The sequence below is a fragment of the Ensifer sp. NPDC090286 genome, assembly GCF_044769565.1.
Taxonomy (GTDB): Bacteria; Pseudomonadota; Alphaproteobacteria; order Rhizobiales; family Rhizobiaceae; genus Ensifer.
The window spans coordinates 600,058-624,552 of sequence record NZ_JBIVYF010000004.1; the positions used below are offsets into that span (position 1 = coordinate 600,058).

Annotated in this window: 25 protein-coding genes; 13 read left to right on the plus strand and 12 right to left on the minus strand. The window is 62.5% G+C overall.

Annotation, left to right across the window (positions count from 1 at the left end):
- Positions 1 to 103: 103 nt before the first annotated feature.
- The 9 genes from ACIQUG_RS23445 to ACIQUG_RS23485 form a co-directional block, all read right to left on the minus strand.
- On the minus strand, positions 104 to 370 hold the full coding sequence (locus ACIQUG_RS23445; protein WP_402324421.1) for a helix-turn-helix domain-containing protein: 267 nt from the start codon (positions 368 to 370) through the stop codon (positions 104 to 106).
- 182 nt (positions 371 to 552) lie between these two features.
- Positions 553 to 1,428 carry a glycine betaine ABC transporter substrate-binding protein gene (locus ACIQUG_RS23450; RefSeq protein WP_402324423.1) on the minus strand — a complete coding sequence of 292 codons (876 nt, stop codon included), beginning with the start codon at positions 1,426 to 1,428 and terminating at the stop codon, positions 553 to 555.
- Between the two features lie 71 nt (positions 1,429 to 1,499).
- Positions 1,500 to 2,384 carry an ABC transporter permease gene (locus ACIQUG_RS23455; RefSeq protein WP_402324425.1) on the minus strand — a complete coding sequence of 295 codons (885 nt, stop codon included), beginning with the start codon at positions 2,382 to 2,384 and terminating at the stop codon, positions 1,500 to 1,502.
- 23 nt (positions 2,385 to 2,407) lie between these two features.
- Entirely contained in the window at positions 2,408 to 3,640 is a 1,233-nt protein-coding gene (gene proV / locus ACIQUG_RS23460) for a glycine betaine/L-proline ABC transporter ATP-binding protein ProV (protein ID WP_402324427.1), read from the minus strand.
- Positions 3,641 to 3,960: 320 nt separating this feature from the next.
- Positions 3,961 to 4,404: a PRC-barrel domain-containing protein gene (locus ACIQUG_RS23465; protein ID WP_246765120.1), complete on the minus strand. Its 444-nt coding sequence runs from the start codon at positions 4,402 to 4,404 to the stop codon at positions 3,961 to 3,963.
- Between the two features lie 195 nt (positions 4,405 to 4,599).
- Positions 4,600 to 5,487, minus strand: coding sequence for an aldose 1-epimerase (locus tag ACIQUG_RS23470; RefSeq protein WP_402324429.1), 888 nt, complete (start codon positions 5,485 to 5,487; stop codon positions 4,600 to 4,602).
- Positions 5,488 to 5,491: 4 nt separating this feature from the next.
- Entirely contained in the window at positions 5,492 to 6,442 is a 951-nt protein-coding gene (gene araH / locus ACIQUG_RS23475) for an L-arabinose ABC transporter permease AraH (RefSeq protein ID WP_029742703.1), read from the minus strand.
- Positions 6,439 to 7,953: an L-arabinose ABC transporter ATP-binding protein AraG gene (gene araG, locus ACIQUG_RS23480; protein WP_402324432.1), complete on the minus strand. Its 1,515-nt coding sequence runs from the start codon at positions 7,951 to 7,953 to the stop codon at positions 6,439 to 6,441. Before araG ends, araH begins: the two co-directional genes overlap by 4 nt.
- A gap of 170 nt (positions 7,954 to 8,123) precedes the next feature.
- On the minus strand, positions 8,124 to 9,107 hold the full coding sequence (locus ACIQUG_RS23485; protein ID WP_029742701.1) for an arabinose ABC transporter substrate-binding protein: 984 nt from the start codon (positions 9,105 to 9,107) through the stop codon (positions 8,124 to 8,126).
- Positions 9,108 to 9,289: 182 nt separating this feature from the next.
- On the opposite strand from ACIQUG_RS23485, the gene ACIQUG_RS23490 reads away from it, so the two are divergent.
- The 6 genes from ACIQUG_RS23490 to ACIQUG_RS23515 all read left to right on the plus strand — a co-directional run bounded on the left by ACIQUG_RS23490 (position 9,290) and on the right by ACIQUG_RS23515 (position 15,595).
- A complete protein-coding gene (locus ACIQUG_RS23490) occupies positions 9,290 to 10,057 on the plus strand; it encodes a FadR/GntR family transcriptional regulator (RefSeq protein WP_402324434.1) in 768 nt (255 codons plus the stop codon).
- A 54-nt stretch (positions 10,058 to 10,111) separates the two neighbouring features.
- Positions 10,112 to 11,260 (plus strand): galactonate dehydratase, encoded by a 1,149-nt coding sequence (gene dgoD, locus ACIQUG_RS23495; RefSeq protein ID WP_402324436.1) that lies wholly within the window; start codon positions 10,112 to 10,114, stop codon positions 11,258 to 11,260.
- An 11-nt stretch (positions 11,261 to 11,271) separates the two neighbouring features.
- Entirely contained in the window at positions 11,272 to 12,048 is a 777-nt protein-coding gene (locus tag ACIQUG_RS23500; protein ID WP_402324437.1) for an SDR family oxidoreductase, read from the plus strand.
- A gap of 166 nt (positions 12,049 to 12,214) precedes the next feature.
- Positions 12,215 to 13,930 carry an L-arabinonate dehydratase gene (gene araD, locus ACIQUG_RS23505; protein WP_402324439.1) on the plus strand — a complete coding sequence of 572 codons (1,716 nt, stop codon included), beginning with the start codon at positions 12,215 to 12,217 and terminating at the stop codon, positions 13,928 to 13,930.
- 10 nt (positions 13,931 to 13,940) lie between these two features.
- Entirely contained in the window at positions 13,941 to 14,843 is a 903-nt protein-coding gene (locus tag ACIQUG_RS23510) for a dihydrodipicolinate synthase family protein (RefSeq protein WP_402324441.1), read from the plus strand.
- 50 nt (positions 14,844 to 14,893) lie between these two features.
- A complete protein-coding gene (locus ACIQUG_RS23515) occupies positions 14,894 to 15,595 on the plus strand; it encodes a FadR/GntR family transcriptional regulator (protein ID WP_043612605.1) in 702 nt (233 codons plus the stop codon).
- A 47-nt stretch (positions 15,596 to 15,642) separates the two neighbouring features.
- Here ACIQUG_RS23515 and ACIQUG_RS23520 read toward each other — a convergent pair whose 3' ends face one another.
- Together ACIQUG_RS23520 and ACIQUG_RS23525 are read right to left on the minus strand one after the other, a co-directional pair.
- On the minus strand, positions 15,643 to 15,945 hold the full coding sequence (locus ACIQUG_RS23520; protein WP_402324443.1) for a putative quinol monooxygenase: 303 nt from the start codon (positions 15,943 to 15,945) through the stop codon (positions 15,643 to 15,645).
- 330 nt (positions 15,946 to 16,275) lie between these two features.
- Positions 16,276 to 17,133 carry a LysR family transcriptional regulator gene (locus ACIQUG_RS23525; RefSeq protein WP_402324444.1) on the minus strand — a complete coding sequence of 286 codons (858 nt, stop codon included), beginning with the start codon at positions 17,131 to 17,133 and terminating at the stop codon, positions 16,276 to 16,278.
- A gap of 91 nt (positions 17,134 to 17,224) precedes the next feature.
- Here ACIQUG_RS23525 and ACIQUG_RS23530 point away from each other — a divergent pair, with 91 nt between their 5' ends.
- The 4 genes from ACIQUG_RS23530 to ACIQUG_RS23545 all read left to right on the plus strand — a co-directional run bounded on the left by ACIQUG_RS23530 (position 17,225) and on the right by ACIQUG_RS23545 (position 19,934).
- On the plus strand, positions 17,225 to 18,010 hold the full coding sequence (locus tag ACIQUG_RS23530; RefSeq protein ID WP_192449127.1) for an SDR family oxidoreductase: 786 nt from the start codon (positions 17,225 to 17,227) through the stop codon (positions 18,008 to 18,010).
- 16 nt (positions 18,011 to 18,026) lie between these two features.
- On the plus strand, positions 18,027 to 18,734 hold the full coding sequence (locus tag ACIQUG_RS23535; RefSeq protein ID WP_402324446.1) for a ribonuclease activity regulator RraA: 708 nt from the start codon (positions 18,027 to 18,029) through the stop codon (positions 18,732 to 18,734).
- Positions 18,731 to 19,657: a dihydrodipicolinate synthase family protein gene (locus tag ACIQUG_RS23540; RefSeq protein WP_205239963.1), complete on the plus strand. Its 927-nt coding sequence runs from the start codon at positions 18,731 to 18,733 to the stop codon at positions 19,655 to 19,657. Before ACIQUG_RS23535 ends, ACIQUG_RS23540 begins: the two co-directional genes overlap by 4 nt.
- A 154-nt stretch (positions 19,658 to 19,811) precedes the next feature.
- Positions 19,812 to 19,934, plus strand: a complete 123-nt coding sequence (locus tag ACIQUG_RS23545; protein WP_256442748.1) for a hypothetical protein — start codon at positions 19,812 to 19,814, stop codon at positions 19,932 to 19,934.
- A gap of 132 nt (positions 19,935 to 20,066) precedes the next feature.
- On the opposite strand, the gene ACIQUG_RS23550 is transcribed toward ACIQUG_RS23545, so the two are convergent.
- Positions 20,067 to 21,500, minus strand: a complete 1,434-nt coding sequence (locus ACIQUG_RS23550; RefSeq protein ID WP_402324449.1) for an aldehyde dehydrogenase family protein — start codon at positions 21,498 to 21,500, stop codon at positions 20,067 to 20,069.
- A 220-nt stretch (positions 21,501 to 21,720) separates the two neighbouring features.
- Here ACIQUG_RS23550 and ACIQUG_RS23555 point away from each other — a divergent pair, with 220 nt between their 5' ends.
- From ACIQUG_RS23555 to ACIQUG_RS23565, 3 genes are read left to right on the plus strand one after another with little or no spacing between them, the layout of a single operon-like run.
- Positions 21,721 to 22,755 (plus strand): ABC transporter substrate-binding protein, encoded by a 1,035-nt coding sequence (locus tag ACIQUG_RS23555; RefSeq protein WP_402324451.1) that lies wholly within the window; start codon positions 21,721 to 21,723, stop codon positions 22,753 to 22,755.
- Between the two features lie 4 nt (positions 22,756 to 22,759).
- Positions 22,760 to 23,563: an ABC transporter ATP-binding protein gene (locus tag ACIQUG_RS23560; protein WP_402324453.1), complete on the plus strand. Its 804-nt coding sequence runs from the start codon at positions 22,760 to 22,762 to the stop codon at positions 23,561 to 23,563.
- On the plus strand, positions 23,563 to 24,399 hold the full coding sequence (locus ACIQUG_RS23565; protein ID WP_402324454.1) for an ABC transporter permease: 837 nt from the start codon (positions 23,563 to 23,565) through the stop codon (positions 24,397 to 24,399). The genes ACIQUG_RS23560 and ACIQUG_RS23565 overlap by 1 nt, the downstream gene beginning before the upstream one ends.
- Positions 24,400 to 24,495 lie beyond the last annotated feature (96 nt).

The window sequence follows — 24,495 nt, forward strand, 5'->3', positions numbered from 1 at the left end:
GGGGGCCTCGGCCCCGATCGACGAAAGCAAGGCGGCGGCTGCCGTAGCGACGATGGCCTTGGTGTTCTTCCAGCGTGCGCGCCGAACGGGTTGTCCTTGCGGACTACCTCGCCTCCATTGGTCCCGTTCCCCGCCCATCGAGGAGCCAGGCGATGTTGACCTGTAGGATACCGGCCATCATGTCGAGGCGGTTGGCCCTCGGCTCGGCGCGATCGTTTTCCCAGCTGATCCAGGTCTCCTCGGTAACACCCGCGATCGCGGATATCTGTTCGATCGAAAGGTTGATGGCATCGCGGGCAAGCGAAATGCGGCCGCCGATCGTGTCGTCTGTGGCGTCCGCCGTGGCGCGGGGTGCAAGCATGTCGTTCATGATGTCGATGATCCTTCTGTCGGGAGGAACGCCCGCAACGTGGTCGCGGGCGTCGGTCGGACGCTAAGGCCCGTCGCGTGAAAAATGGTTCACACTCCAGGCTTTAAGCTCTTGTTTTTATGCATGTCGTTGCCGCAAAACCGCTGCGCATTTTTTCGCGCGACATGCATTAGCGGCCAAGCTCAGCCATCGTCCTTGGCGAGCCAGGCTTTGATTTGGTCCGGATGATCCGCGATGTACTTGTCGACTGCCTTTTCGTAGGAGGTCTGCTGGGCGTTGAACATCGCGGCTTCGAGATCGCCGATCGGCAGCTTCATGCGCGACAGCAGGCCTGAAACTTCAGGGTTGTCCTTCTCGATGTCCTTGCGTGCCAGCACGTCCACCCGTTCGGCCTTGCCGAGCGCGTTCTTCGGATCCGCGATATAGCGAAGCTCGTACTTGCCGAACATCCAATGCGGGCTCCAGGCCGTGGCGACAAACCAATCCTTCTTGCGCATCGCCCGGTCAACCGTCGTCAGCATGCCGGCCTCACTGGAGATCTGCAGCTTGTATCCGTCGAGCGCGTAGTCTTTGACTGCCTGCTCGGACAGGCGTGTAAGGCCCGCGCCGGGATCGATGCCCTCGATCCGGCCCTTGAGCTTCTCCTTCACGTCGTCTTTCTTCAGGTCGTCGATCGAGGCGATGGCGTCTTCGGGAACGTATTTCGGCACCACCCAGCCGAGCCTGGCACCGTCGTAAACGGTCCCAAGCGTCGTTACCTTGTCCTTCACCTTGGCGAAGTAGTCGGCGTGGGTTTCCGGCAGCCAAGCCATCATCATGGCATCGAGGTCGCCGCGGCCCACCCCCTGGTAAAGCGGCGCGATGTCCGTCTGGACCAGTTCGACCTCCTGGCCGAGTTCGTCCTTGATCAGTTTTGCGGCGAGCTTGGTGACGAACTCGGCGTCCGACCAGGCGGCCCAGCCGATCCTGACAGCTGGCTTTTCTTCTGCGGCAGCCGCGCCGAACGTACCGGCGGCGATGCCGGCCGCAAGGCTGATGGTCGCAAGGGTCTTGAACATGGGTGCTCCTTTCAGGAAGGTTTGCAGTCGGCAACGCGAACGCCGCCAGATGGATAGGAACGTCCGCAGCGTCAGGCCGTGACGGGGGAGGTCTGGGGTTGTTCCCGTCGCCGGCGGAACAGGACGCGCCACGGGCTGGTGCGCTCCTTGCCGAAGCTCTGGGTGATCCGGTCGAGAATGACGGCGAGGATGACGACGGCGAGACCGCCTTCGAAACCGGTTCCGACGTCGAGACGCTGGATCCCGGTCAGGACCGTGTTGCCAATGCCACCCGCACCGATCATCGAGGCGATCACCACCATGGAGAGCGAAAGCATGATCGTCTGGTTGATGCCCGCCATGATCGAAGGCATGGCGTTGGGCAGTTGTACCTTTACCAGCAGCTGCCAGGCGGTGCAGCCGAAGGCGTTGCCGGCCTCGATGAACTCCACATGCACCTGACGGATGCCGAGATTGGTGAGCCGCACGACCGGCGGCATCGAGAAGATGACCGTTGCGATCGTCCCGGGCACGGCTCCAAGGCCGAAGAACATCGCCGCCGGGATGAGATAGACGAAGGCCGGCATCGTTTGCATGAGGTCGAGCATGGGTCGTACGGCTGCCGCGACGCGATCGCTGCGCGCCATGGCAATGCCGAGCGGCAGGCCGATGAGCATGGCGACGAGCGTTGACGCGATAACCAGCGACAGCGTTTCCATCATTGCGGACCAAAGGCCCATGTGTTCGACCAGCAGCAGGGAAAGGGCGGTAAAGACCGCAAAGCCGAAGCCGACCCGCCACAGCGACAAGAGCACGAAGATCGTAAGCCCGAGGGCCAAGGGGGCGGCGAGAAGTGCAGCCTGGATGCTGTTGGTCACGGTGCCGATGGCAGCGGCGATCAGATCGAGCAGCGGTGCGAAATTGTCGAGGATGTAGTTGACGGCGCTGTCGACGCCGTCACCGATATCGAAAGTCATGGATTGTCTCCGAAAGGGCTGGATCAGGCGGTGCGATCGAGCGTTTCGAGCAGCGCGGATTTGCTGATCGAGCCGAGGTAGCGGTTGGCTTCGTCGATGACGGGCATGGGGAAGGGGCTTGCAGCCACCTTGCCAAGCACGTTGGACAAGCTTTCCGACGCGGGGATCGGCTCGATATCCGCCAGGAAGGCGCGCCGATAGGGATCGGCGGCGCCGTCTCGGGCGGTCGCGATCAACGAGGATCGGCTGATCATGCCGTGATAGGTCTTGTCGCGGCCGAGAATGATGGCGACCTCGCGATCGTAGTGCTCCATGCGCTCAAGGGCAGCTGCGGCCGAAACGCCCTGTCGCTCGATGATCGTCACCTGCGTCTTGCGGGCGACGTCGCCGGCGCGGAACACCTGCGAGACATCGACATTGCGGAAGAACGACCGCACATAGTCGTTGGCGGGCTTCAATACGATCTCGTCCGGGGTGCCCACCTGCACGACCTCACCATTTTGCATGATGCAGATGCGGTCGCCGATCCGCATGGCTTCGTCGAGATCGTGGCTGACGAAGACGATGGTCCGACTGTGTTCAGCCTGAAGGCGAACGAGTTCATCCTGCATCTCGGTGCGGATCAGCGGGTCAAGCGCGGAAAAGGCCTCGTCCATGAGCAGTACCGAAGGCTCGGCGGCGAGCGCTCGCGCCAGGCCGACGCGCTGCTTCATGCCGCCGGAGAGCTGGTCGGGGCGGCTGTCGTCGTAACCTTCCAGCCCGACAGCGTGCAGAGCCGTTCGGGCCCGCGCCTTGCGCTCGGCCTCGCCGACGCCGGCGACCTCAAGGCCGAAGGCCGCGTTGTCGATAACGCTGCGGTTCGGCAGCAGCGCGAAGGACTGGAAGACCATGCTGATGTCGCGGCGGCGCAAGGCGATCAGTTCGCTGCGCGGCAAGCGCGCCACGTCTTTGCCGTCGATCTCGATGGAGCCGGAGGTCGGTTCGATCAGGCGGTTGAGGAGGCGCAGCATCGTCGATTTGCCGGAACCCGAAAGTCCCATGATGACGAAAATCTCGCCGGCACGAATGTCGAAGGACGCGTTGTTGACGCCGATGGTGCAGCCCGTCTCGGCGTGGATCTCCGCCTTGGTGCTACCCGCCTTAAGCAGGTTCAGCGCCTCGTCCGGCCGCTCGCCAAAAACCTTGAAAACGTTCTTGATACTGATCTTGACCGGTTGCTCGTCGGCCGAGCGGTCGCTCTCAGTTTGAAGTGCCATATGTTCTGGGCCCCGGCTCCGGAAGCGGGGCACTCTCCTTCGTGTTTGAAAGGCTGATGAAACGATCAGCGAAACGGAAAAGCGCACGACCAGAAAGGCCTGCGCAAACACGACATCATGTCGCAATCAGATTGTCTTTTGGCATACCTATACAGAAATGTCCACATTGGGAGTATAGAAAACTAAGTTTTGGCGATTCTTATCGCTGAAAATGGAATGCTTTCGCGCTCCTGAAGGCGATCGTCAGCGGCGGTGTGCAGGGCGCCTCGGCGACGAAAAACGCGTTCGCCGAAGAAGCGAACGCGCGCGGCAGCCGGTCTTTATTTCTTCAGCTTGCCGTAGTCGAACTTGGGTGCCTTGGAGAGGTCATCCTTGTTGGTGTCGACATAGGCCTTCCAAGTGCCGTTGTCGTTGGCAAGGGCAAGTGACGCCGGGTCGATGACGACATAGCTCTCGCCCAGGCCGAGGAAACCGCCGACGCTTGCGACGATGCCGATGACGGACTTGCCGTCTCCGATGACGACGTCGGAGATCTCGCCGATCGTCTCGTCCTGCTTGTTGTAGATATCGACGCCGATAAGCTGCGAATTGACGATATCGGTGTCTTTGATTTCCACAAATTTCAGCGGCATCGTTGCGGCGGTGCCCATCGTGATGCCCGGGCCGACCAGCATCGCATCTGCGCCGTTTGCTGCGGGTTCTTGCGCGAAGGCGGCGCTGGAAACGAGGGCAAGGGAAAGCGCGGCGGCGGTCACATAATTCATGCATATCTCCTGTTCAGTCTCACCACCGACCGGCACGGTCGTGGCGGCTTTTAAACGGAGCTTGCTCAAAAAAGTTCCACGGAATCATTGATATACGCAAGTTACCCCGCGACCGGATGGTCGATCGAAGCTATTCCCTGGGGTGCCTTTAAACGATTGCGGCGTTCCTGATGGGAAACCGCTCCTTGCGAACCGCTACCCGCTCGCCAGGTCCTCGACGTTGAGCGCGATCGTTCCCGTCACGGTTTGGCGAGGCTGAAGCCGGACGAGGCCGCCGTCTCGTTGATCGCGGTGCGCGTTCGGCCGATGGCTCATCGGCTCGAAGCAAAAGAAGCTGCTTGTCGCCGACGGCGAGTAGAGAACGAAGAACCGAAAATGCCCATCGGCTTCCAGCGAAACGGCAAACCCCGTTTCCGGCCATTCGATGCGGGCTCGTCCATCCCAGCCGTCGAAGGCGTTGTTTACCCAGTTCGGGGGCAAGGGGGCGCCGGATGCAAAGTTGATGTCCTGAGGGATGGGGCCGGGGCGGCCTGGCAGATGACCTTCCCGTTCGCTCCAGTATCGGTCGGCACGGGCAAAGAGCCGCGTTTCAGGCGTGCGCGGAAAGTATGGATGGAAGCCCAGTCCATAGGGCAGGGTCTGGTCGGCGCGGTTGGTGATGGCGAGCGAGAGGATCAGGCGGGCTCCGTCGATGGCGACCGTCTGTACCGCTTCATAGGCAAAGGGCGTGGCAACGCTTGCCTCCTGGTCAAAGCGAAGAGTGACCGATTGCCGGTTGCGCTGCAGGATCGACCAACGCCCAAGCCAGCCGTCTCCGTGCAAGACCAGCGGATCGGTCGTGTTTGCTTCCAGCCTGTAGTCACGCCCTTCGAACTGGAAGCTGTTGTCCTCGATGCGATTACCGAAGGGCACCAACGGAAAGCAGGCCTCGGCGCCGAACACTTGCGAGGCAAGCCCCGGTGCCGGCGTCGGCGCGAACACGGGAATGCCGCGCCAGCGAGCCGACAGGATCGCGCCGCCAAGCGGGCTCACCTCGACGGTGAGCCCTTCTTCGTTTTCGAGGAGGACGGTGTCGTCCGTCATGCCCCTAGCTGCGACGACCGGCGGCGGCTGAGCGCAGATTGTCGAGCAGCACCGCGAGCAGAAGGATCAGGCCGCGCACGACATATTGATAGAAGGCCTGGATGTTGAGGAGGTTCATGACGTTTTCGGCGATGCCCATGATGAGAACACCGACGATTACGCCGGTCATGGCAGCCCGGCCGCCGGCAAGCGACACGCCGCCGAGCACACAGGCCGAGATGACCGAGAGCTCGAGGCCGGTCGCGGCATTCGGCTGGCCCGAAGTGATGCGCGAGGCGAGCAGCACTCCGGCAACGGCGCAGACGAGGCCCTGCAACGCGAAGATCCAGATGCGCATGTTGGAAACGTTGACGCCGGCTAGCCGCGAAGCCTCCGGATTGCCGCCGATCGCCAGCGTGTTTTTGCCGAAGACGGTGCGGTTCAAGACGAAGCCGAACACGAGGAAGAAGCAACCCATCACCCAGATTGGCGTCGGGATGCCCAAGAACTTCGACAGCGCCAGTTGGTAGAAGCTCGGATCGTTGATTCCGACCGCGCGGCCATCGGAGGCAATCAGTGCAAAGCCACGCACGATCTGCATGGTGGCAAGCGTCGTGATCAGCGCGTTGATGCGGAAATGCGCAATCACCACGCCGTTGACGAGGCCGACAAAGCCGCCGCACAGGAGTGCCGCTATCAGGCCGACGAGGATCGAGCCGGAGGCGTTCGACGCCATGACGGCGGCCATGCCCGAGAAGGCAACGGTCGAGCCGACCGAGAGGTCGAAGTCACGTGAGGCCAGGCAGAACATCATCGTGCAGGCGACGATGCCGATGGTGACGACCGATTGCAGCAGGCCGAGCATGTTGCGCTCGGTCAGGAAGTTCGGAACCGTCAGCGCCACGATGGCGAAGGCGACGGCGAAGATGACGACCAGACCCTGTTCGCCGAGTAGAAGTTTTTTCAAGGAAGTCATGACGGCTGAACCTGCTCGGTTGGAACATCGGGAAGGGCGGCGGCGAGGATGCGGCGTTCGTCGAAATCTGCGCGCGCGAAATCGGCGGCGATCCGGCCCTGGCACATGACGAGGATGCGGTCGGTAATGCCCATCACCTCGGGCAACTCGCTGGAGATGACGACGATCGCCATGCCCTGACCGGCGAGTTCGTAGAGGATTTCGTAGATCTCCGACTTGGCGCCGACATCGATGCCGCGCGTCGGCTCATCGATGATCAGAACCTTCACGCCCTGCTCGGAAAGCCAGCGGCCAAGGATGACCTTCTGCTGGTTGCCGCCGGAGAGGTTGATGATGTCCTGCTTGCGGGACGGTGTGCGCACCCGAAGCTTGGCGATGAAGCGGTCGGCCAGTTCCGCTTCCTTTTTGAGGTTGAGGATGCCGAAGGGCGAAAAGTGCCGGCGCGACGAGATCGCCATGTTTTCTTCGATGCTGCGCCCCTGGACGATGCCGTCGAACTTGCGGTCCTCCGGGCAGAGCACCATGCCGGCGCGGATCGATTGTGGCGGATTGTCGGCCGGAACGATCGCGCCGTCGATCGTCACGGTTCCCTGGTGGCGTCTGTCTGCGCCATAGACCAGCCGGGTCATCTCGCTACGGCCAGCGCCGATCAGGCCGAAAAAGCCGAGGATCTCGCCGCGCCGGACCGAGAAGCTCAAGGGTGTCTTCAGCTTCGGGCCGCAGATCGCGTCGACGCGCAGACGTTCAGCACCGAGATCGCGGCCGCGCCAGCCCCAGATGTTGGAGATCTCGCGTCCGACCATCTCGGCGATGATCTGGTCGCGCGTGACCTTGGAAATGTCGGGATGATGGGCGGCAAGCTTGCCGTCGCGCAACACCGTCAGGCTGTCGCAGAGCCGGAAGATCTCGTCGAGCCGGTGGGACACGTAAAGGATCACAGTGCCGTTCGAACGCAGGCGATCGATCAGGGCAAAGAGGATTTCGCTCTCGCGGGACGACAGCGACGAGGTCGGCTCGTCGAGCGCAATGACGCGCGCATCGAGCATCACCGCCTTGGCGATCTCGACCATCTGGCGCTCGCCGATCGACAGCGAGGCGATCTTAGCGGACGGATCGACGTCGATGCCGATTTCCGCGAGCTTCTCAACGACGACGCGAAGCAACTGGCGGCGATCGATCACTCCGCCCTTGCCGGGGAAGTGGCCGAGCCAGAGGTTTTCGGCGACCGTCAGTTCCGGAACGAGCTGCAGTTCCTGGTGGATGACGATGACGCCGGCGCGGAAGGCGTCGCGCACGGAGCGATAGCTCTGCGTCTCGCCGTCGATGCGGATATCTCCCTCATCGGCGGACTGGTCTCCGGAGAGCAGGCGGATGAGCGTCGACTTGCCGGCGCCGTTCTCGCCCATGAGGCCATGGACGGCACCCTTGCGCACGGAAAACGAGACATCCGACAGCGCCTGGACACCGGGATAGCCCTTGGAGATCGATTGGAATTCGAGAAAATCTTGCATGCGCGGCTCCGAAGCGGAATGCCAGGCAGTCGAGCCGCCGGGCCGATAGAGCGGGATGAGGTGTGCGCGGTTTTCCGCTCGCATCCCGCTCTAAACTACCAGAATCGATCACGTTTAGTGTTTGGGTCGGTCAGACCCAAACACTCGTGATCTGGTGTCGCGGAACGCGATTACTCGATGCCGAGATCCTTGCGCACGGCCTCGTAGTTGTCGCGAAGCGCAAGCTGGCCGGCAGTCAGCGTCAGCTTTTCCGGTTCCTTGCCGTTGGCGATCCACTCATACATGTTGAGTGCGGTCTCGTAGCCGTGGCGCTTCGGCGAGATGATCACGGTGCCGAAGAAGCCGGTCGCAGCAGGCTTCTTGAACTCGTTGATCGCCGAATCCGCGCCGCCGATGCCGACGCCGATCATGCTGTCGGGCGCAATGCCGACCGTCTCGGTCGCGCGTACGGCGCCGAGTACCGCTTCGTCATTGAGGCCGATCGCGACCCACTTCTTGATGCCGGCGTTCTTGTTGAGCACGATCGTCGAGGCGTTGAGTGCCGCCTCTGTGTCGGTCTTGGCCTGCGGCGCGTCGAAGATGTTGGCTTCCGGGAAGCCGTTGGCCTTGAGAACCGAGAGTGCGCCCTCGACGCGGTCGACCGCGGTTGGGAGCTGGTCGTAGGAAACGCGGATCGCGCCGACGTCCTTCATGTCCCAGCCACGCTTCTTGATTTCGTCGACCAGGGCCTGGCCGACGGCTTCGCCGATTTTCGTCGCCGAAATGCCCATGTGAGGCACGTCTTCGATCGGGCTGCCGTCGGCGTTGACCAGCCGGTCGTCGACCGTCATCAGCTTGAGGTCGTTGGCGGCCGCCTTGGCGACGATGCCGGGGCCGAGCTTGACGTCAGGGGTGCAGACGATGAAGCCCTGCGCGCCCTGGGCACCGAGATTGTCGATCGCCGACTGAACTTTCTCGCCGTCTTCGGCGCCGATCTTGACGAGCGTGAAGCCCTTTTCCTTGGCGGCGACGTCGGCGAACTTCCATTCGTCCTGGAACCACGGCTCTTCCGGCTGCTTGACGATGAAGCCGATCTTGACGTCGGCAGCGAACGCCGAGGTTGCCGCAAACACGGCGACGGTACCAGCCAGAATGGCTGCCTTGATAAAGCGCATGATGTCTCTCCCTGGTGAACTGCCTCCTGCAGTGAGCATTTGTGTATGATGAATCATCATATTCGTCAATTGCCTTTGTATGATGAATGCGATAGTGATGTATAACGATAATGTGCTTCGCTGCGTTGTCGCCTTCAAGCGTCTGCGCTATGGAGCGACAGGGAGACGGAAGCGGGAGGAAAATGGCGGTGGAAGAGCAAGACTACAGCAACGGCGCGGAGGAGCGCGGCCAGCGCCGTCCGCGCGTTCAGAAGAATGTGACGCGCGCCATCGCCTCGGACATTTGCACCGACGTCTTTCCGGTCGGTTCCTTCCTGCCGCGTGAAAACGACCTCTGCGAACGCTATGGCGTCAGCCGCACCGTCATCCGCGAAACCTTGAAGGTGCTGGAATCGAAGGGCATGGTCCGCGGCCGCTCCCGGGTGGGCACGATCGTCTGCAACAAGGACGAGTGGAACATCCTCGATTCCCAGGTGCTCGAATGGATCGGCGAGCGCATCTTCGAATTCGACCTACTGAACTGCGTCCTGGAGGCGCGCCGCGCGATCGAGCCGGCGGCCGCTGAGTTTGCAGCCGAGCGCGCGACCGTCCAGGAAATCGCCGACCTCGAGCACGCCTGGCAGGCGATGCGTGACGGCGAGCGCGATGTCGTCGGCTTCACCGATGCCGACGTCGCCTTTCATACCTGCCTGCTCAAGGCCAGCCATAACCAGGTCTTCCTGCAACTCGTCGGCATCATCCAGGCGGCGCTGAAGTTCTCGCTGTATGCCTCCAACGAAGTTGCCGAACGTCGTGACGAAGCAATCGATATCCATGGCGAACTGGTCGAGGCCCTGCGTCTGCGCGACAAGGCACGGGCGCGCGACTGTTCCACGCGCATGCTGGATCTCGCCGCCCGCGACCTCAAGCTTGCCGTCGAACGTCACCGGCCCGCCCTGTCGGCGCGCTGAAACCCTTTCCCGGACGGCCGTCGCCGCCCTGTCCCACCCAGCGGATATCGCACCATGAAGATCACCAAGCTCACCACCTATATCGTTCCGCCGCGTTGGCTGTTTTTGAAGATCGAGACCGACGAAGGCATCGTCGGTTGGGGGGAGCCGGTTGTTGAAGGCCGCGCCCTGACCGTGGAAGCCGCCGTCAACGAGCTTGCGGACTATCTGATCGGCAAGGATCCGCTGCTGATCGAGGACCATTGGCAGGTCATGTATCGCGGCGGCTTCTACCGCGGCGGTGCCGTCCACATGTCGGCGATCGCAGGCATCGACCAGGCGCTCTGGGACATCAAGGGCAAGGCCTACGGCCAGCCGGTGCATGCGCTGCTCGGCGGCCAGGTGCGCGACCGCATCAAGGTCTATTCCTGGATTGGTGGCGACCGCCCGTCCGATGTCGCCAAAAATGCCCGCGACGTGGTCGCCCGCGGCTTCAAGGCGATCAAGCTCAACGGCTGCGAAGAGATGCAGATCGTCGACACCTGGGAGAAGGTGGAAAAGGCGGTCGAAACCATTGCCACGATCCGAGAGGCGATCGGCCCGCATATCGGCATCGGCGTCGATTTCCACGGCCGCGTGCACCGGCCGATGGCGAAGGTCTTGGCAAGGGAGCTTCAGCCCTTCAACCTGATGTTCATCGAAGAGCCGGTGCTTTCGGAAAACCGCGAAGCGTTGAAGGAGATCGCCAACCATTGCTCGACGCCGATCGCGCTCGGGGAGCGGCTCTATTCGCGCTGGGACTTCAAGTCGGTGCTGTCCGACGGCTATGTCGATATCCTGCAGCCGGACCTGTCACATGCCGGCGGCATCACCGAATGCCGCAAGATTGCTGCGATGGCGGAAGCCTATGACGTGGCGCTGGCGCCGCATTGCCCACTCGGACCGATCGCGCTTGCCGCCTGCCTCCAGGTCGATGCCGTCAGCTACAACGCCTTCATCCAGGAACAGAGCCTCGGCATCCACTACAACACAGGTAACGACATTCTCGACTACATCTCCAACAAGGAAGTCTTTCACTACGCGGATGGCTTCGTTTCGATCCCGCAAGGTCCTGGCCTCGGCATCGAGGTGGACGAGCAATATGTTATCGAGCGGGCAAAGGAGGGCCATCGCTGGCGCAACCCGATCTGGCGCCACGCCGATGGCAGCGTCGCCGAGTGGTAGGGAGCGCGGATATGGCGGGTCGTCTTGAGGGAAAACGCGTCGTTGTCACCGGCGCAGCGCAGGGGATAGGTCTTGCCATCGCCGAAGCTTTCCTTGGGGAGGGGGCGAGCCTCTTCCTCATCGACCGCGATGGCGACCTCTTGGCGAGCGAAGCCGAGCGGCTGCGTGCGGCGGGCGGAAAGGTCGGCTACGCCACGGCCGACATCACCGATGCGGATGCCATCGAGCAGACCGTTGCTGCCGCCGCGCGTGAGATCGGCCAGCCGAATGCGCTCGTCAACAATGCCGGCGTCAACGTATTCTTCGAGCCGTTGAAACTGTCGGACGCCGACTGGCAGCGCTGCTTCGACATCAATCTCAAGGGCGCGTGGAACTGCAGCAAGGCTGTGTTGCCGGGCATGATTGCGGCCGGCGGCGGCGTCATCCTCAATATCGCCTCGACCCACGCCTTCACGATCATCCCCCACACCTTCCCCTATCCGGTCGCCAAACATGCGCTTCTCGGCATGACCAAGGCGCTGGGGCTCGAATATGCCGGGCAGGGCGTGCGCGTGAATGCGCTGGCGCCGGGCTATGTGCGCACGCAGAAGGCCGTGGAATACTGGAACAGCTTCCCCGATCCGCTCGCAGCCGAGGCCGAGACGATGAAGCTCCATCCCGGCGGCCGCATCGCAACGCCAGAGGAAATCGCCAAGGCTGCGCTCTTCATGATCTCGGACGAATGCCCGTTCATGAATGCCACCTGCCTGACAGTCGATGGCGGCATGAGCGTGCTGCATCATCCCTGAACGACCACTTCGACAGCTTTCCTCGACTTTTTGCAGCCTCCGGCGTCTCCCGCCGGAGGTTTTTCTTTGCCTTCACGTTCGGGCCGTTCACCGCTTGACCGAAAATAACTCCGATTATATGAGAAATACAATGAGCGGCGGCGCTCAACGTCGTCAGGGAGGGCGCATGTCCAGAAAATTGAGATCACAGAATTGGTTTGGCGGACTGGACAAGGACGCCTTCATTCACCGCAGCTGGATGAAGAACAACGGTTTGCCTGACGATGTCTTCGACGGGCGGCCGGTGATCGGCATCTGCAACACCTTCTCGGAGCTGACGCCCTGCAACGCACATTTCCGCGGGCTGGTTGAACACATCAAGGCGGGCGTGCTCGAAGCTGGCGGTCTGCCGCTGGAGTTTCCGGTGTTTTCCTGCGGTGAGTCCAATCTGCGGCCGACCGCCATGCTCTTCCGCAACCTCGCCTCGATGGACGTCGAGGAGGCGATCCGCGGCAACCCCATCGACGGCGTCGTGCTGATGGCCGGTTGCGACAAGACCACACCGTCGCTCGTGATGGGGGCCGCCTCCTGCGATCTTCCTTCGATCGTCATTTCCGGTGGGCCGATGTTGAACGGCCGCTTCAAGGGCCGGACGATCGGCTCGGGTACGGACGTGTGGAAGTTTTCCGAAGACGTGCGCGCCGGTGTCATGTCCCAGCAGGATTTCATGGCGGCCGAAAGCGCCATGTCGCGCTCGCCGGGCCATTGCATGACCATGGGCACCGCCTCGACCATGGCCTCCATGGTTGAAGCCCTGGGGTTGGCGCTGCCCGGCAATGCGTCCTGTCCGGCGGTTGACGCCGGCCGCGCCCGGCTGGCGCGGCTGACCGGGCGGCGGATCGTCGAAATGGTGGCCGAGGATCTACGCCTGTCGAAGATCCTCACCCGTGACGCCTTCGCCAATGCGATCCGCGTCAATGGCGCGATCGGCGGTTCCACCAACGCGGTGGTGCATCTCCTGGCAATTGCTGGCCGGATAGGCACGAAGCTCTCGCTGGACGACTGGGATCGGCTCGGCCGCGACGTCCCGACCATCGTCAACCTCATGCCTTCGGGTCGCTACCTGATGGAGGATTTCCACTATGCTGGCGGGCTGCCTGCCGTGATGCAGGAGATTGCCGCGCTTCTGGAACTCAGCGCCCTGACGGTGACGGGCCAGAGCGTCGGCGCCAATATCGAAGGCGTCGAAAACTTCAACGACGATGTCATCCTGCCGCTCGATCGGGCTCTCACCGCAAGCGGCGGGATTGCTGTCCTGTGCGGAAACCTTGCGCCTGATGGCGCGATCATCAAGCCTTCGGCAGCCACGCCGGCGCTGATGCAGCACCGTGGTCGCGCCGTCGTGTTCGAAACCATCGACCACTACAAGGCGCGCATCGATGACCCGGATCTCGATATCGACGAGACCTCGATCATGGTGCTGAAGAACTGCGGCCCGAAGGGGTATCCGGGCATGGCCGAGGTCGGCAACATGGCTCTCCCCCAGAAGCTGCTGAAAAAGGGCGTGCGCGACATGGTCAGGATTTCGGACGCGCGCATGTCCGGCACCGCCTTTGGCACTGTCGTTCTTCACACGGCCCCCGAAGCCGCTGTCGGCGGCACGCTGGCGCTGGTGCAAGATGGCGACTGGATCGAGCTCGACGTCGCCGGTCGTCGCCTCCACCTCGATGTGAGTGAAGAGGAGCTGGCGCGCCGAAGGGCGGCTTGGAAGGCGCCTGTCCCCGAGATGGCCGGCGGTTACCAGGGCCTCTATGTCGAGCGCGTGATGCAGGCCGACACCGGTGCGGATCTCGATTTCCTTGTCGGCAGCCGCGGCCATGCGGTTCCGCGCGAAAGCCACTGAGGAGGCAACGGTGGACGACTTCCGCATCGAAAACCTTCACGGCATCCACGCCATCCTCTACGCGCTCTTCGACAAAGATGAAAAACTCGACCGCGCCGCCATGCGACGCCAGACGGAGATCTGCCTGGCAAGCGGCGTGCACGGCATGGCAGGGCTTGGCCTTGCGACCGAGGCTTCAAAGCTGGATGAGGCAGAGCGCATGGCGATCATGGAGTGGCTGGTCGAGGATACGGCTGGCCAGGTGCCGGTCGCCCTGACGATCTTTGGCGCGTCGGTCGAGGAACAGGTACGCCAGGCGCGGCATGCGGCACGGGTTGGCGCCGACTGGTTGATCCTCCAGCCTCCGATGGTCGGCCAATTCGCGGCTGCCGAATACATCCGCTTCTTCGGCCGCATCGCCGATCAGACCGATCTGCCGCTTGCCATCCAGAACGCCCCGGCCCTGATGGGGCGCGGGCTGACGGCCGCGGATATTCGCGAACTCGTGCGCCAGCACCCGAACATCCGGCTGGTGAAGGGCGAGGGGCCCGTCGTCGACATCGCCCATCTCATCGAGGTTACGGAGGGCCGGTTGCCGGTGTTCAACGGTCGTGCGGGCCTCGAACTGCTCGAGAACCTGCGGATCGGTTGCCACGGCCTGATCCTTGCGCCTGACTCGATCGACTACGCCGTGCGCGCCTATGAGTTCTTTTCAGACGGCTGGGACGAGCATGCCGAGGAGGCCTATCGGCAGATGCTGCCCGGTGTGGTCTTCACCATGCAGGGCATCGAGACGCTGCTTTGTTACGGCAAGCGCCTCTTCGGCGAGCGGGCGGGCATAACGATCCACGACCGTGCGCCGGCCATGCGGCCGACTGCGCTTGGCATCGAAATGACCCGCCGCTATGCGGCCGCGATGGGTGGCTTTTCCTGATCGGGGCGACCGGCTATGAACGGGGCGGAGATGCAATGGAGAGTGTGGGCATGAAGGCAATCGCTCGGGAGGATCGTGGCCTGCCGGCTCGTATCGCAGGCGATATTGGCCGCCGCATCACGCTCGGCGAACTGAAGGTCGGCGACACCCTGCCGAAGGAAGCCGACATGCTGGCGACGCTCGGCGTCAGCCGCACGACGCTGCGCGAAGCGCTGAAGATCCTGTCGACCAAGGGCTTCATCGAGGCAAAGCCACGGCTCGGGACGCGCGTGCGGGCAGCCGAACACTGGAACACGCTCGATCCCGTCGTGCTGTCGTGGCAAAGCGATGCGGAGGATCAGGCAACGCTTGCCGAAGAACTGTTCGAACTCCGCCTGTCGATCGAGCCGCTTGCCGCACGCCTTGCCGCCAGACGTGGATCTGCGGCCGAACATGCCGAGATCCGCGCCGCCTTCGAGCGGATGGCAGAGGGTGGCGCCCGCGTCGAAGACGCGATCGAGGCCGATATCGCCTTCCACCTCAACATCTTCCAGGCTGCGCACAACCGTTTCCTCCTGCCGGTTGCGTCCGTCATCCGGGCGGCGCTCTCCATCAGCATCCCGAAGACGATGGCGGCGACAGGCGGTTTTGGCCAATCCCTGGCCCAGCACGAGGCGATCCTGATCGCGATTGAAGACCGCGACGAGGACAAGGCATTCGACCGCGCAGCGGCCTTGATCGCTTCGACTTACAAGCGCAATTTCGCCTCGTAGCGAGTTGTTCCGGCGGTCGCGCCCGTACGTGAGATCGTTACCGCGCCTCAGGTGGAGACCTGATCCAAGAAAATCAGGCGCAGAGGTTCTTCAAGGAGGGCATCGATTTCGGCGGCGAAGGCTTGAAAATGGGGTGTCGCGAAATGTGCGTCGAGCGCAGCCTGGTCGGCGAAAGCCTCGCGCATGTAAAAGGTTCCGGGCTCATCGCGCAGCTCGAACAAGACATAGTCGAGGTTACCGGGTTCTGCCCGCGTTGGGGCGATGAGGCCGAGCAGGCCTTGCCGGAGAGCCTCGCGCTGGTGCGGCTTGGCCTTCAAGATCGCGATGGAGATTACCTTTTCTTTGGTCATGACGGCTCCTTTCGTCGGGCGGTTGTCTTGGCGATCATCCAGCCGAAGCCTTCCGACGGGCGCGCGGACGACCCCGTCCGTGGTTCCGCGGATGGTTGGTGCAAACGGGTTGAAATGCTTTGGGCCGATCAGGGCACGTCCTCGTCAAAGAGCCCCGATCGACTACGAGTGACGATAGTACCTTGCGGCCTGTCACGATAATCCGTGACGAACGGAAATGTTATTTCGGAATTACCGAATAATCTTGGCTCGGGTGTCGGTTCCGGCTCGGGGCCGTCGGCCAGTGCCCAAGGCGCCCTCGAGGTAATCGCCGACGCGACCCGCGCTTTTCTATGATCGAATGGCGTCGAGGACGGTCTGGATCAGTCGACCGGACGGTACGTTGCGCGGCCGGAGCAAGCCGATCTCACGGTTTGGCGCGTTCGGTAGCGGCAGACGGGCAACGCGCAGGTTGTCGAAAAGCGGCGAGCGCCAGTCGGGCATCAGCGATACCCCGAGCCCAGCTTCAACCATCATCGACATGGCTTCCAGTGAATCGAGCTCCAGCCACTCACGAGGGAGAATACGCTGGGTTTGAAGGTAGGTATCGGCCAGCCGGCCGCCCCAGTTGCTTCGGTCGTAGCGAATGAATGGTTGCTCGCGAAGCAGGCGATCGACGGGAATGTCTGCAAGGTCCGGCGGGGCTAGGAGCACGAACCGTTCCGACCGGATGAGGTCCCAACTGAGCGTCTTGGGGATGGGGAAGGGCGGTTTGACAAGGATCGCCGCATCGATCCTCTCCTCCGCGACACCGTTGTAGAGTTCGGCCGACGTACCCGGGAGCAGGAAGATGTCGACGCCCGGCATCCTATCGAAGACCCGCCGCAAGGCGTTCGGAAGCAAACCGGTCAGAACCGTCGAAATGGCGCCCAGCCGCAGTTCTCCGAATGCTTGGTCGTCGCGCGCCAGGCCTTTCAACTGCCTGACTTCGGCCAGAACGCGTCGGCTCTTTTCCAGGATTGCGACGCCCGCTTCGGTTGGCTTAACCCGCCTGCCAGAACGCGCAAGGAGAGGCAGTCCGATCTCGTCTTCCAGCGCCTGGATGCGTTGCGCGACCGCCGCGGGCGTGACGCCCATGCGGCGCGACGCCTCGGCGAGAGAGCCATGCTGGACCACTGCCAGAAAGGTTTCGAGAAAGCGTGTCTCCATCGTTAGTTTTTCTATCGTCTGAAGGGATAAAAAGGAAGGTTTTTCTTCCGTTTTCGCCTTGTCATAGTGCCGTCAAACACAGGAGGAAGAGTTGGATCTTCAGTTGAATGGCAAGACGGCGCTCGTATTCGGCGCCGGTGGTGGACTTGGTGGCGCGATCGCCAGGTCGCTTGCGGCCGAAGGCGTTTCCGTCGTCGTGGCCGATATCCACGAGGAGAGCGCCAAGGCGACCGCGCAAGCAATCAAGGAGACTGGCGGCAAGGCCATTCCGCTCGTTTGGGATATCGGCGACCTTTCCCTGATCGGTCAGAAGCTCGATGCCATCAAGGCTGCGTTCGGGCCGGTCGACATCCTTGTCAACAACACCGGCGGGCCGCCGCCGACGCCCGCCGCCGGGCAGTCGCCCGACGATTGGTCGAAATATTTCGATCTCATGGTTCGCTCGGTGATTGCGGTCACCGATGCGGTGCTTCCGGGCATGCGCGAGCGCAAATGGGGCCGCATCGTTACCTCGACGTCTTCCGGCGTCGTCGCGCCGATTGCAAATCTCGGTATATCAAACAGCCTGCGGCTGGCCTTGGTCGGCTGGTCGAAGACCCTGGCGCGCGAGGTCGGCCGCGACGGCATCACCGCAAACATCGTGCTGCCGGGGCGCATCGCCACCGGCCGGATCGTCTTTCTGGACGAGCAGAAGGCCAAGCGCGAGAACCGGCCTGTTGCCGATGTCACGGCTGAAAGCACCGGGTCGATCCCGGTCGGCCGCTACGGCGATCCGAAGGAATATGGCGACACCGTCACTTTCCTTGCGAGCCCCCGCGCCTCCTACATCACCGGCTCAGTCATCCGTGTCGATGGCGGCCTGATCAACAGCATTTGATTTGGGTGGGTATCCCATGACAGTTGAGCCTCACGTCGTTGAAACCCTGAAGAGTGTCTCCACTGCGACGCTCACGACGGTTCTCCTCAAAAAGGGGCTTCGCAACATCTGGATGCGCGGCACGAAGCCGCTGAAGCCCGGCCAGGGACGGGTTGTCGGCAAGGCATTTACGCTGCGCTTCATTCCTGCCCGAGAGGACCTCGCTACGCCTGCAAGCTGGGCCTCGCCAATCTCCACCCGGGCGGCGATCGAAGCGATGCCGGAGGGCTGCATCGCCGTCGCGGATGCGGTGGGCGTCAGTGACGCCGGCATCTTCGGCGACATCCTGTGCGCCCGGATGGCGAAACGCAAAGTTGCCGGCCTCGTCACCGATGGCGTGATGCGGGACGGTGAGGGGGTGCTGGCGAGCGGCATGAAGGTGTGGTGCAATGGCATCGCAGCACCGCCTTCCGTCGCGGGCCTGACCTTCGTTGGATGGCAGGAGCCGATCAATTGCGGCGGTGTTGCCGTTCTGCCTGATGATATTGTCGTGGTCGACGACGACGGTGCAGTCCTTATCCCGGCCGCGCTCCTCGAAGAGGTGCTCGCTGAGGCCCCCGAACAGGAACGCATAGAAGGCTGGATCATGAGCGAAGTGGACCGGGGCGTACCGCTTCCCGGTCTTTACCCGATGAACGCTGAAACGAAGGCCCGCTACGAGGCCTGGAAGGAAAAGCAGAAATGACGTTCAGCACGCAATCCAAGGGCGTCTACGCCATTGCGACGACACCGTTCTTCGAGGACGGCTCGATCGACTTCAACTCGATCGACAAGTTGACGGACTTTTATGAAGAGAGCGGTTGCACCGGTGTCACGATCCTTGGGATCATGGGGGAGGCCCCGAAGCTCGAGCCGGAGGAAAGCCGAGCCATCGTCAAGCGCGTTGTCTCCCGGTCGAAGATTCCAGTGATCGTCGGGGTCTCCGCCCCAGGCTTTGCCAGCATGCGCTCGCTGGCGCGTGACTCGATGGAGATGGGTGCTGCCGGCGTCATGATCGCTCCGCCACCCGCGCTGCGCACGGATGATCAGATCGTCAACTATTTCGCCGGGGCGGTGGAAGCGGTCGGCGAAGATGTGCCGTGGGTTCTGCAGGATTACCCGCTGACCCTCACGGTTGTCATGACACCAGGCGTCATCGCGAAGATCATCACCAACCACCCGTCCTGCCTCATGCTGAAGCACGAGGACTGGCCCGGCCTTGAGAAGATTTCGAAGTTGCGCGCCATGCAGAAGGCGGGCGACCTTCGCGAGTTTTCCATCCTTTGCGGCAACGGCGGGCTGTTCCTCGACTTCGAGCCGGAGCGCGGTGCCGATGGAGCCATGACCGGCTATGGCTTTCCGGACATGCTCACCGAACTGATGAAGCTTTCTGCGGCCGGAAAGAGGGATGAAGCACACGATCTCTTCGACGCGCACCTGCCTCTGATCCGTTACGAGCAGCAGCTCGGGATCGGCCTTGCCATTCGCAAGCACGTTTTGAAGCGTCGCGGCGTCATCGCCACCGACGCGCAGCGCAAGCCGGCACAGATGCTCACGTCGGCCGCGCGGGCAGAAGTGGATTACCTGCTTGCCCGCGTCGCGCGACACGACAAGCGCGCTGCCCTTTAATTACCCGCCTGTCCCAAGCCCGTCCACCGCCGATCAAAGGCCGCGGACGGGCGTAGAGGGGGCCATCCTCCACCATCCTGAGCCGAGGGCCATGAGGACGGGATTTCGGTCTTGGCGATCGTCGAACATGGCGGTTGAAGAACGAGGCTTGAAGATGCAAGGCCAGGAAGATTTCCTTGAACGAACGTTGCGGATCGGTGTGATCGTTGCGGTCGCCATCCTGCTTGCAACGATCCAGTACGTGGTCTCCTCGCGATCTCTCTATCCCGCTCTTTGAGAGAAAGCCGCGCGCGTGCGCCTTAAGCTGGCGGCCTTGGCTGCTTTCCTCGCGCATCTCTTTCAACAAGCGAAATAGCCCTGCCACCCAACAAGCCAGTCGCTTGATGGGTGGCAGGGCTTTGCCCGAGACTTACGCCAGGGTGTAGGCCGTCTTGACGGTTGTGTAGAATTCGGCGGCGTAGCGCCCCTGCTCGCGCGAGCCGTGTGACGAGCCCTTGCGGCCACCGAAGGGCACGTGGAAATCGACGCCGGCGGTCGGCAGGTTGACCATCACCATGCCGGCTTCCGCATTGCGCTTGAAATGGGTCGCATGCTTGAGGCTGGTGGTGGCGATGCCCGACGACAGGCCGAAGGGCGTGTCGTTGGCGACAGAGAGCGCCTCGTCGTAGTCCTTGACCCGGATGACCGATGCGACCGGACCGAAGATTTCTTCGCGCGAGATGCGCATCTGGTTCGTGGCTTCGGTAAACAGCGCCGGCTGCAGGTAAAAGCCGGGCGTGTCGCGTTTCAAGAGTTCGCCGCCGAAGGCAAGCTTTGCGCCCTCCTGCTTTCCGATGGCGATATAGTCGGTGTCCTGGTTGAGCTGGCTCTGGTCGACCACCGGGCCGATCTGGGTGCCGGCCTTCAAGGCGTCGTCGATAACAAGCCCCTTCATCCGCTCGCCCATGGCCGCGACAAAGCGATCGTGGATGCCCTCGGTGACGATGAGGCGCGACGACGCGGTGCAGCGCTGGCCGGTGGAGAAGAAGGCAGAATTGACCGCTGCCTCGACCGCGACACTGAGATCGGCATCGTCGAGCACGACGAAGGGGTTCTTGCCGCCCATTTCCAGCTGGTATTTGCGATTGTGCTCGACGGAAGCGAGCGCGACGCGTTTGCCGGTGCCGGTCGAGCCGGTGAAGGTGATGGCGTGCACGTCGGGGCTGTCGAGCATCGCCTGGCCGACGACCGAGCCCTTGCCCATGACGAGGTTCAACACGCCCTTCGGCAGGCCGGCGCGATGCAGGATGTCGACGATGGCCCAGGAGCTGCCGGGCACCAGTTCGGCCGGCTTGAAGACGACGGTGTTGCCGTAACAAAGCGCCGGCGCGATCTTCCAGGCGGGGATGGCGATCGGGAAATTCCAGGGCGTGATGATGCCGACGACGCCGACCGGCTCGCGGGTGATCTCGACACCGATATTGGGCCTTGCCGACGGCAGCACTTCGCCTGCCAACCGCAAGCATTCGCCGGCGAAGAAGTCGAAGATCTGGCCGGCGCGCACGGTCTCGCCGATGCCTTCGGCCAATGTCTTGCCTTCCTCGCGCGACAACAGCTTTCCGAGCTCGTCCCTGCGGGCAAGGATCTCGTCGGCGGTCTTCCTCAGGATCGCATGGCGCTCGAGGATACCCGAACGCGACCAGGCCGGAAACGCCGCCTTCGCAGCGGCAATCGCCGCCCGCGCATCGTCCGCAGACGCACGCGCATATTCGCCGACCACGTCATTGGTGTCGGACGGGTTGATGTTGCGGAACGCTTCACTACCGGCGATCCATTCCCCATCGATCAGGTTTTTCTGCACCATATCTATCCTCCGCGGCGCTCACACTTTGACTATGTCTCCGCTTATCGGACGCGATGGGGCCGGCAGAAAGAACAATCTTTCGACCCCGCCATTGCCGAAACGGCAAACCTGAAGGTCGGCCCGAGCGTTGCCGTATCGGCAATACCAACCGCTAAAAATTGTGCTTTATGAGATGCCAAATTCCATCATCATCGCTCCCATAACAAGCAAGGGGAACGATATGTCTCGTTTAATGATGAACCGCCGAGGTTTCCTTTCGAGTGCGGCCGCAATGGGCGCGATCGCTGCCACCCATAGCCTCATCAATGTTTCACCCGGCCTTGCGGCCGATTCCGCCACCATCCGCATGCAGCTCGGTTGGCTGCCGTCGAACGGGCTTCTCGGAGAGCTCGTGGCCCGCAAGAAGGGCTACTACGCCGAACAGAACATTGAGCTCGAAATCGTGCCCGGCGGGCCGAATGTCGATGGCGTTGCGGGCGTTGCCGTTGGCCAGTCGACCATCGGCCAGATTTCCTCCAGCCCGTCCGTCATGCTGGCGCGTTCGGCCGGCGCGCCGATCAAGGCATTCGCCGCCGGCTACCAGAAACATCCCTTCGCCTATTTCTCCCGCAAGGCAAATCCGATCGCCAAGCCTCAGGACATGATCGGCAAGACGATCGCCGCGATCCCGACCTCGGTCATCCTTCTGCGCGCGCTGCTCGCCAAGAACGGGATCTCGGAAGACCAGGTCAAGATCGTCAACATGGGCTCGGACATGAACCAGCTGGTGACTGGCCAGGCCGACGCGGTCTGTGGATGGCTGACGAACGTCAACGCGCTGAAGGTGCTCGGGGATGACAGGGTCGATCTGACGCTCTGGGATGGCGGTATCCGGCTCTATGCCAACGTCTATTATACCACCGACGACCAGCTGCAAAATCACGCGGACCAGCTCGCAGCTTTCGTATCCGGTTCGGCCCGCGGTTGGGGTTATGCCCGTGACCATCAGGAAGAGGCCGTCGACATCCTGCTCGAATCCTACCCCAACCTCGACAAGGCGAGCGAATTGGAGGCCATCGGGCCGCTGATGAAGTTCGTGTTCAACGAAACCACCGCGAGCGAGGGCTGGGGTGGCATGGACCAGGCAAACTGGGCGGAGCAGATCAAGACCTATGCGGACCTCGGCCAGTTCACAGGTCCGGTTCCCAACGTCGACGACGTCTACACAACGGCGATCCTGGATGCGACCGCCGATGTCCGCAAAAGCGTAGGATAAGGCGATGCTGGAAACGCTCATCAGACCTGGCCAGGCTTCGGTCGGCAACGTCGCCGTGTCGGTGAAGAACCTTCACATTCGCTTTGGCGCGGATGATTCAGGCTTCACCGCACTCTCGGATGTCTCGGTCGAGATACCGGCCGGCTCGCTCGTGACCATGCTCGGCCCATCCGGCTGCGGCAAGTCGACCTTGCTGCGTACGGTCGCGGATCTCGTGCACATCACCGACGGTTCGGTGTCGGTGCATGGCCAGACGCCGCGCAAGGCGCGCGAGGGACGCGATTTCGCCTTCGTCTTCCAGGAAGCAACGCTGCTGCCCTGGCGCAATGTGATCGACAATGTGCGTCTCCCGTTGCTGGTGGGGAAACGCGAGGCGGGCGCGACCTATGCCGATCCGGAGGAGCTTCTCGCCCTCGTGGGGCTCAAGGGGCGTGAAAAGTCGATGCCGCACGAATTGTCGGGCGGCCAGCGCCAGCGCGTGGCGATCGCCCGCGCGCTGGTGACCCGTCCGCGTATTCTCCTGATGGACGAGCCCTTCGGTGCGCTGGACGAGATCACGCGCGACAAGCTCAACGAAGAGCTACTGCGCCTCTGGCAGGAAACCGGCACGACGATCCTCTTCGTCACCCATTCGATCCCCGAGGCGGTCTTCCTCGGTCAACATGTGTTGATGCTCGCCGCCCATCCCGGCCGCGTCAAAGAATTCATGAAAGTCGATCTGCCCTATCCGCGGTCCCTAGCGATGCGCGACACGGTCGAGTTCATCCAGGTGACCGCCCACCTGCGCAAACTTTTGGGAGAATGCTGATGGCCAATGCCCTTCCTTCACCGGCGGAAGGCCGCGCTTTGACCGACGGCAACCGGTTCCGGATACTCGATGGCCTTGCCGCTGCGATCCTGCGGCATCTGCCGGCGACACTCGCGATCCTTGGCTGCATCCTTTTGTGGCAACTCGTCGTCTGGGGTTTTTCGGTGCCGACCTTCATGGCGCCCGGGCCGGTCGACGTCATCAAGGCCTTCGGCGAAAACGCCGGCGTGCTCTGGACGAACTTCTGGCCGACGCTCATGGAGGCGGTTCTCGGCTTCATCTTCGGCAACGTGATTGCCGTCCTTCTGGCGGTCTGGTTCGTCTATAGCCCGCTCGCGGAACGCGCCTTCTATCCGATCGCCGTCATCATCAAGTCGATCCCGATCATCGCGCTTGCTCCAATCATGGTGCTGCTCGTCGGCAACGGCATTGCGCCGAAGATCATCATCGCCGGCCTGATCTGCTTCTTCCCGACGCTGGTCAACATGGTGCAGGGACTGAAGTCGGCGAGTCCCGCAATGCTCGATCTGATGCGCATCCTGTCTGCCAGCAATTCCGAAATCTTCTGGAAGGTTCGCCTGCCGGGCTCGCTGCCTTTCCTGTTCGCGGCGCTGAAGATCGCGGCAACCAGCAGCGTGATGGGCGCCATCGTCGCCGAATGGATCGGCTCGAGCTACGGTCTCGGCGCGCTCATCATCGAGGCGACCTACAATTTCCGTTCGCCGCTGCTCTATGCGACGGTGGTGATTGCGGCCTCGCTTGCCGTGGTTCTCTTCTTCGCCGTCTCCTACGCGGAATCGAAGATCGTCCGCTGGAAGCCGACGACGGACCACTGACCCCCCAAACCCTTTGCTGCCGGACCTGGATACCCGGGTCCGGTCAACGACGAAGTCACTGGCTGTGAGCTCCTCACATTTCGCCGGACACTTCCC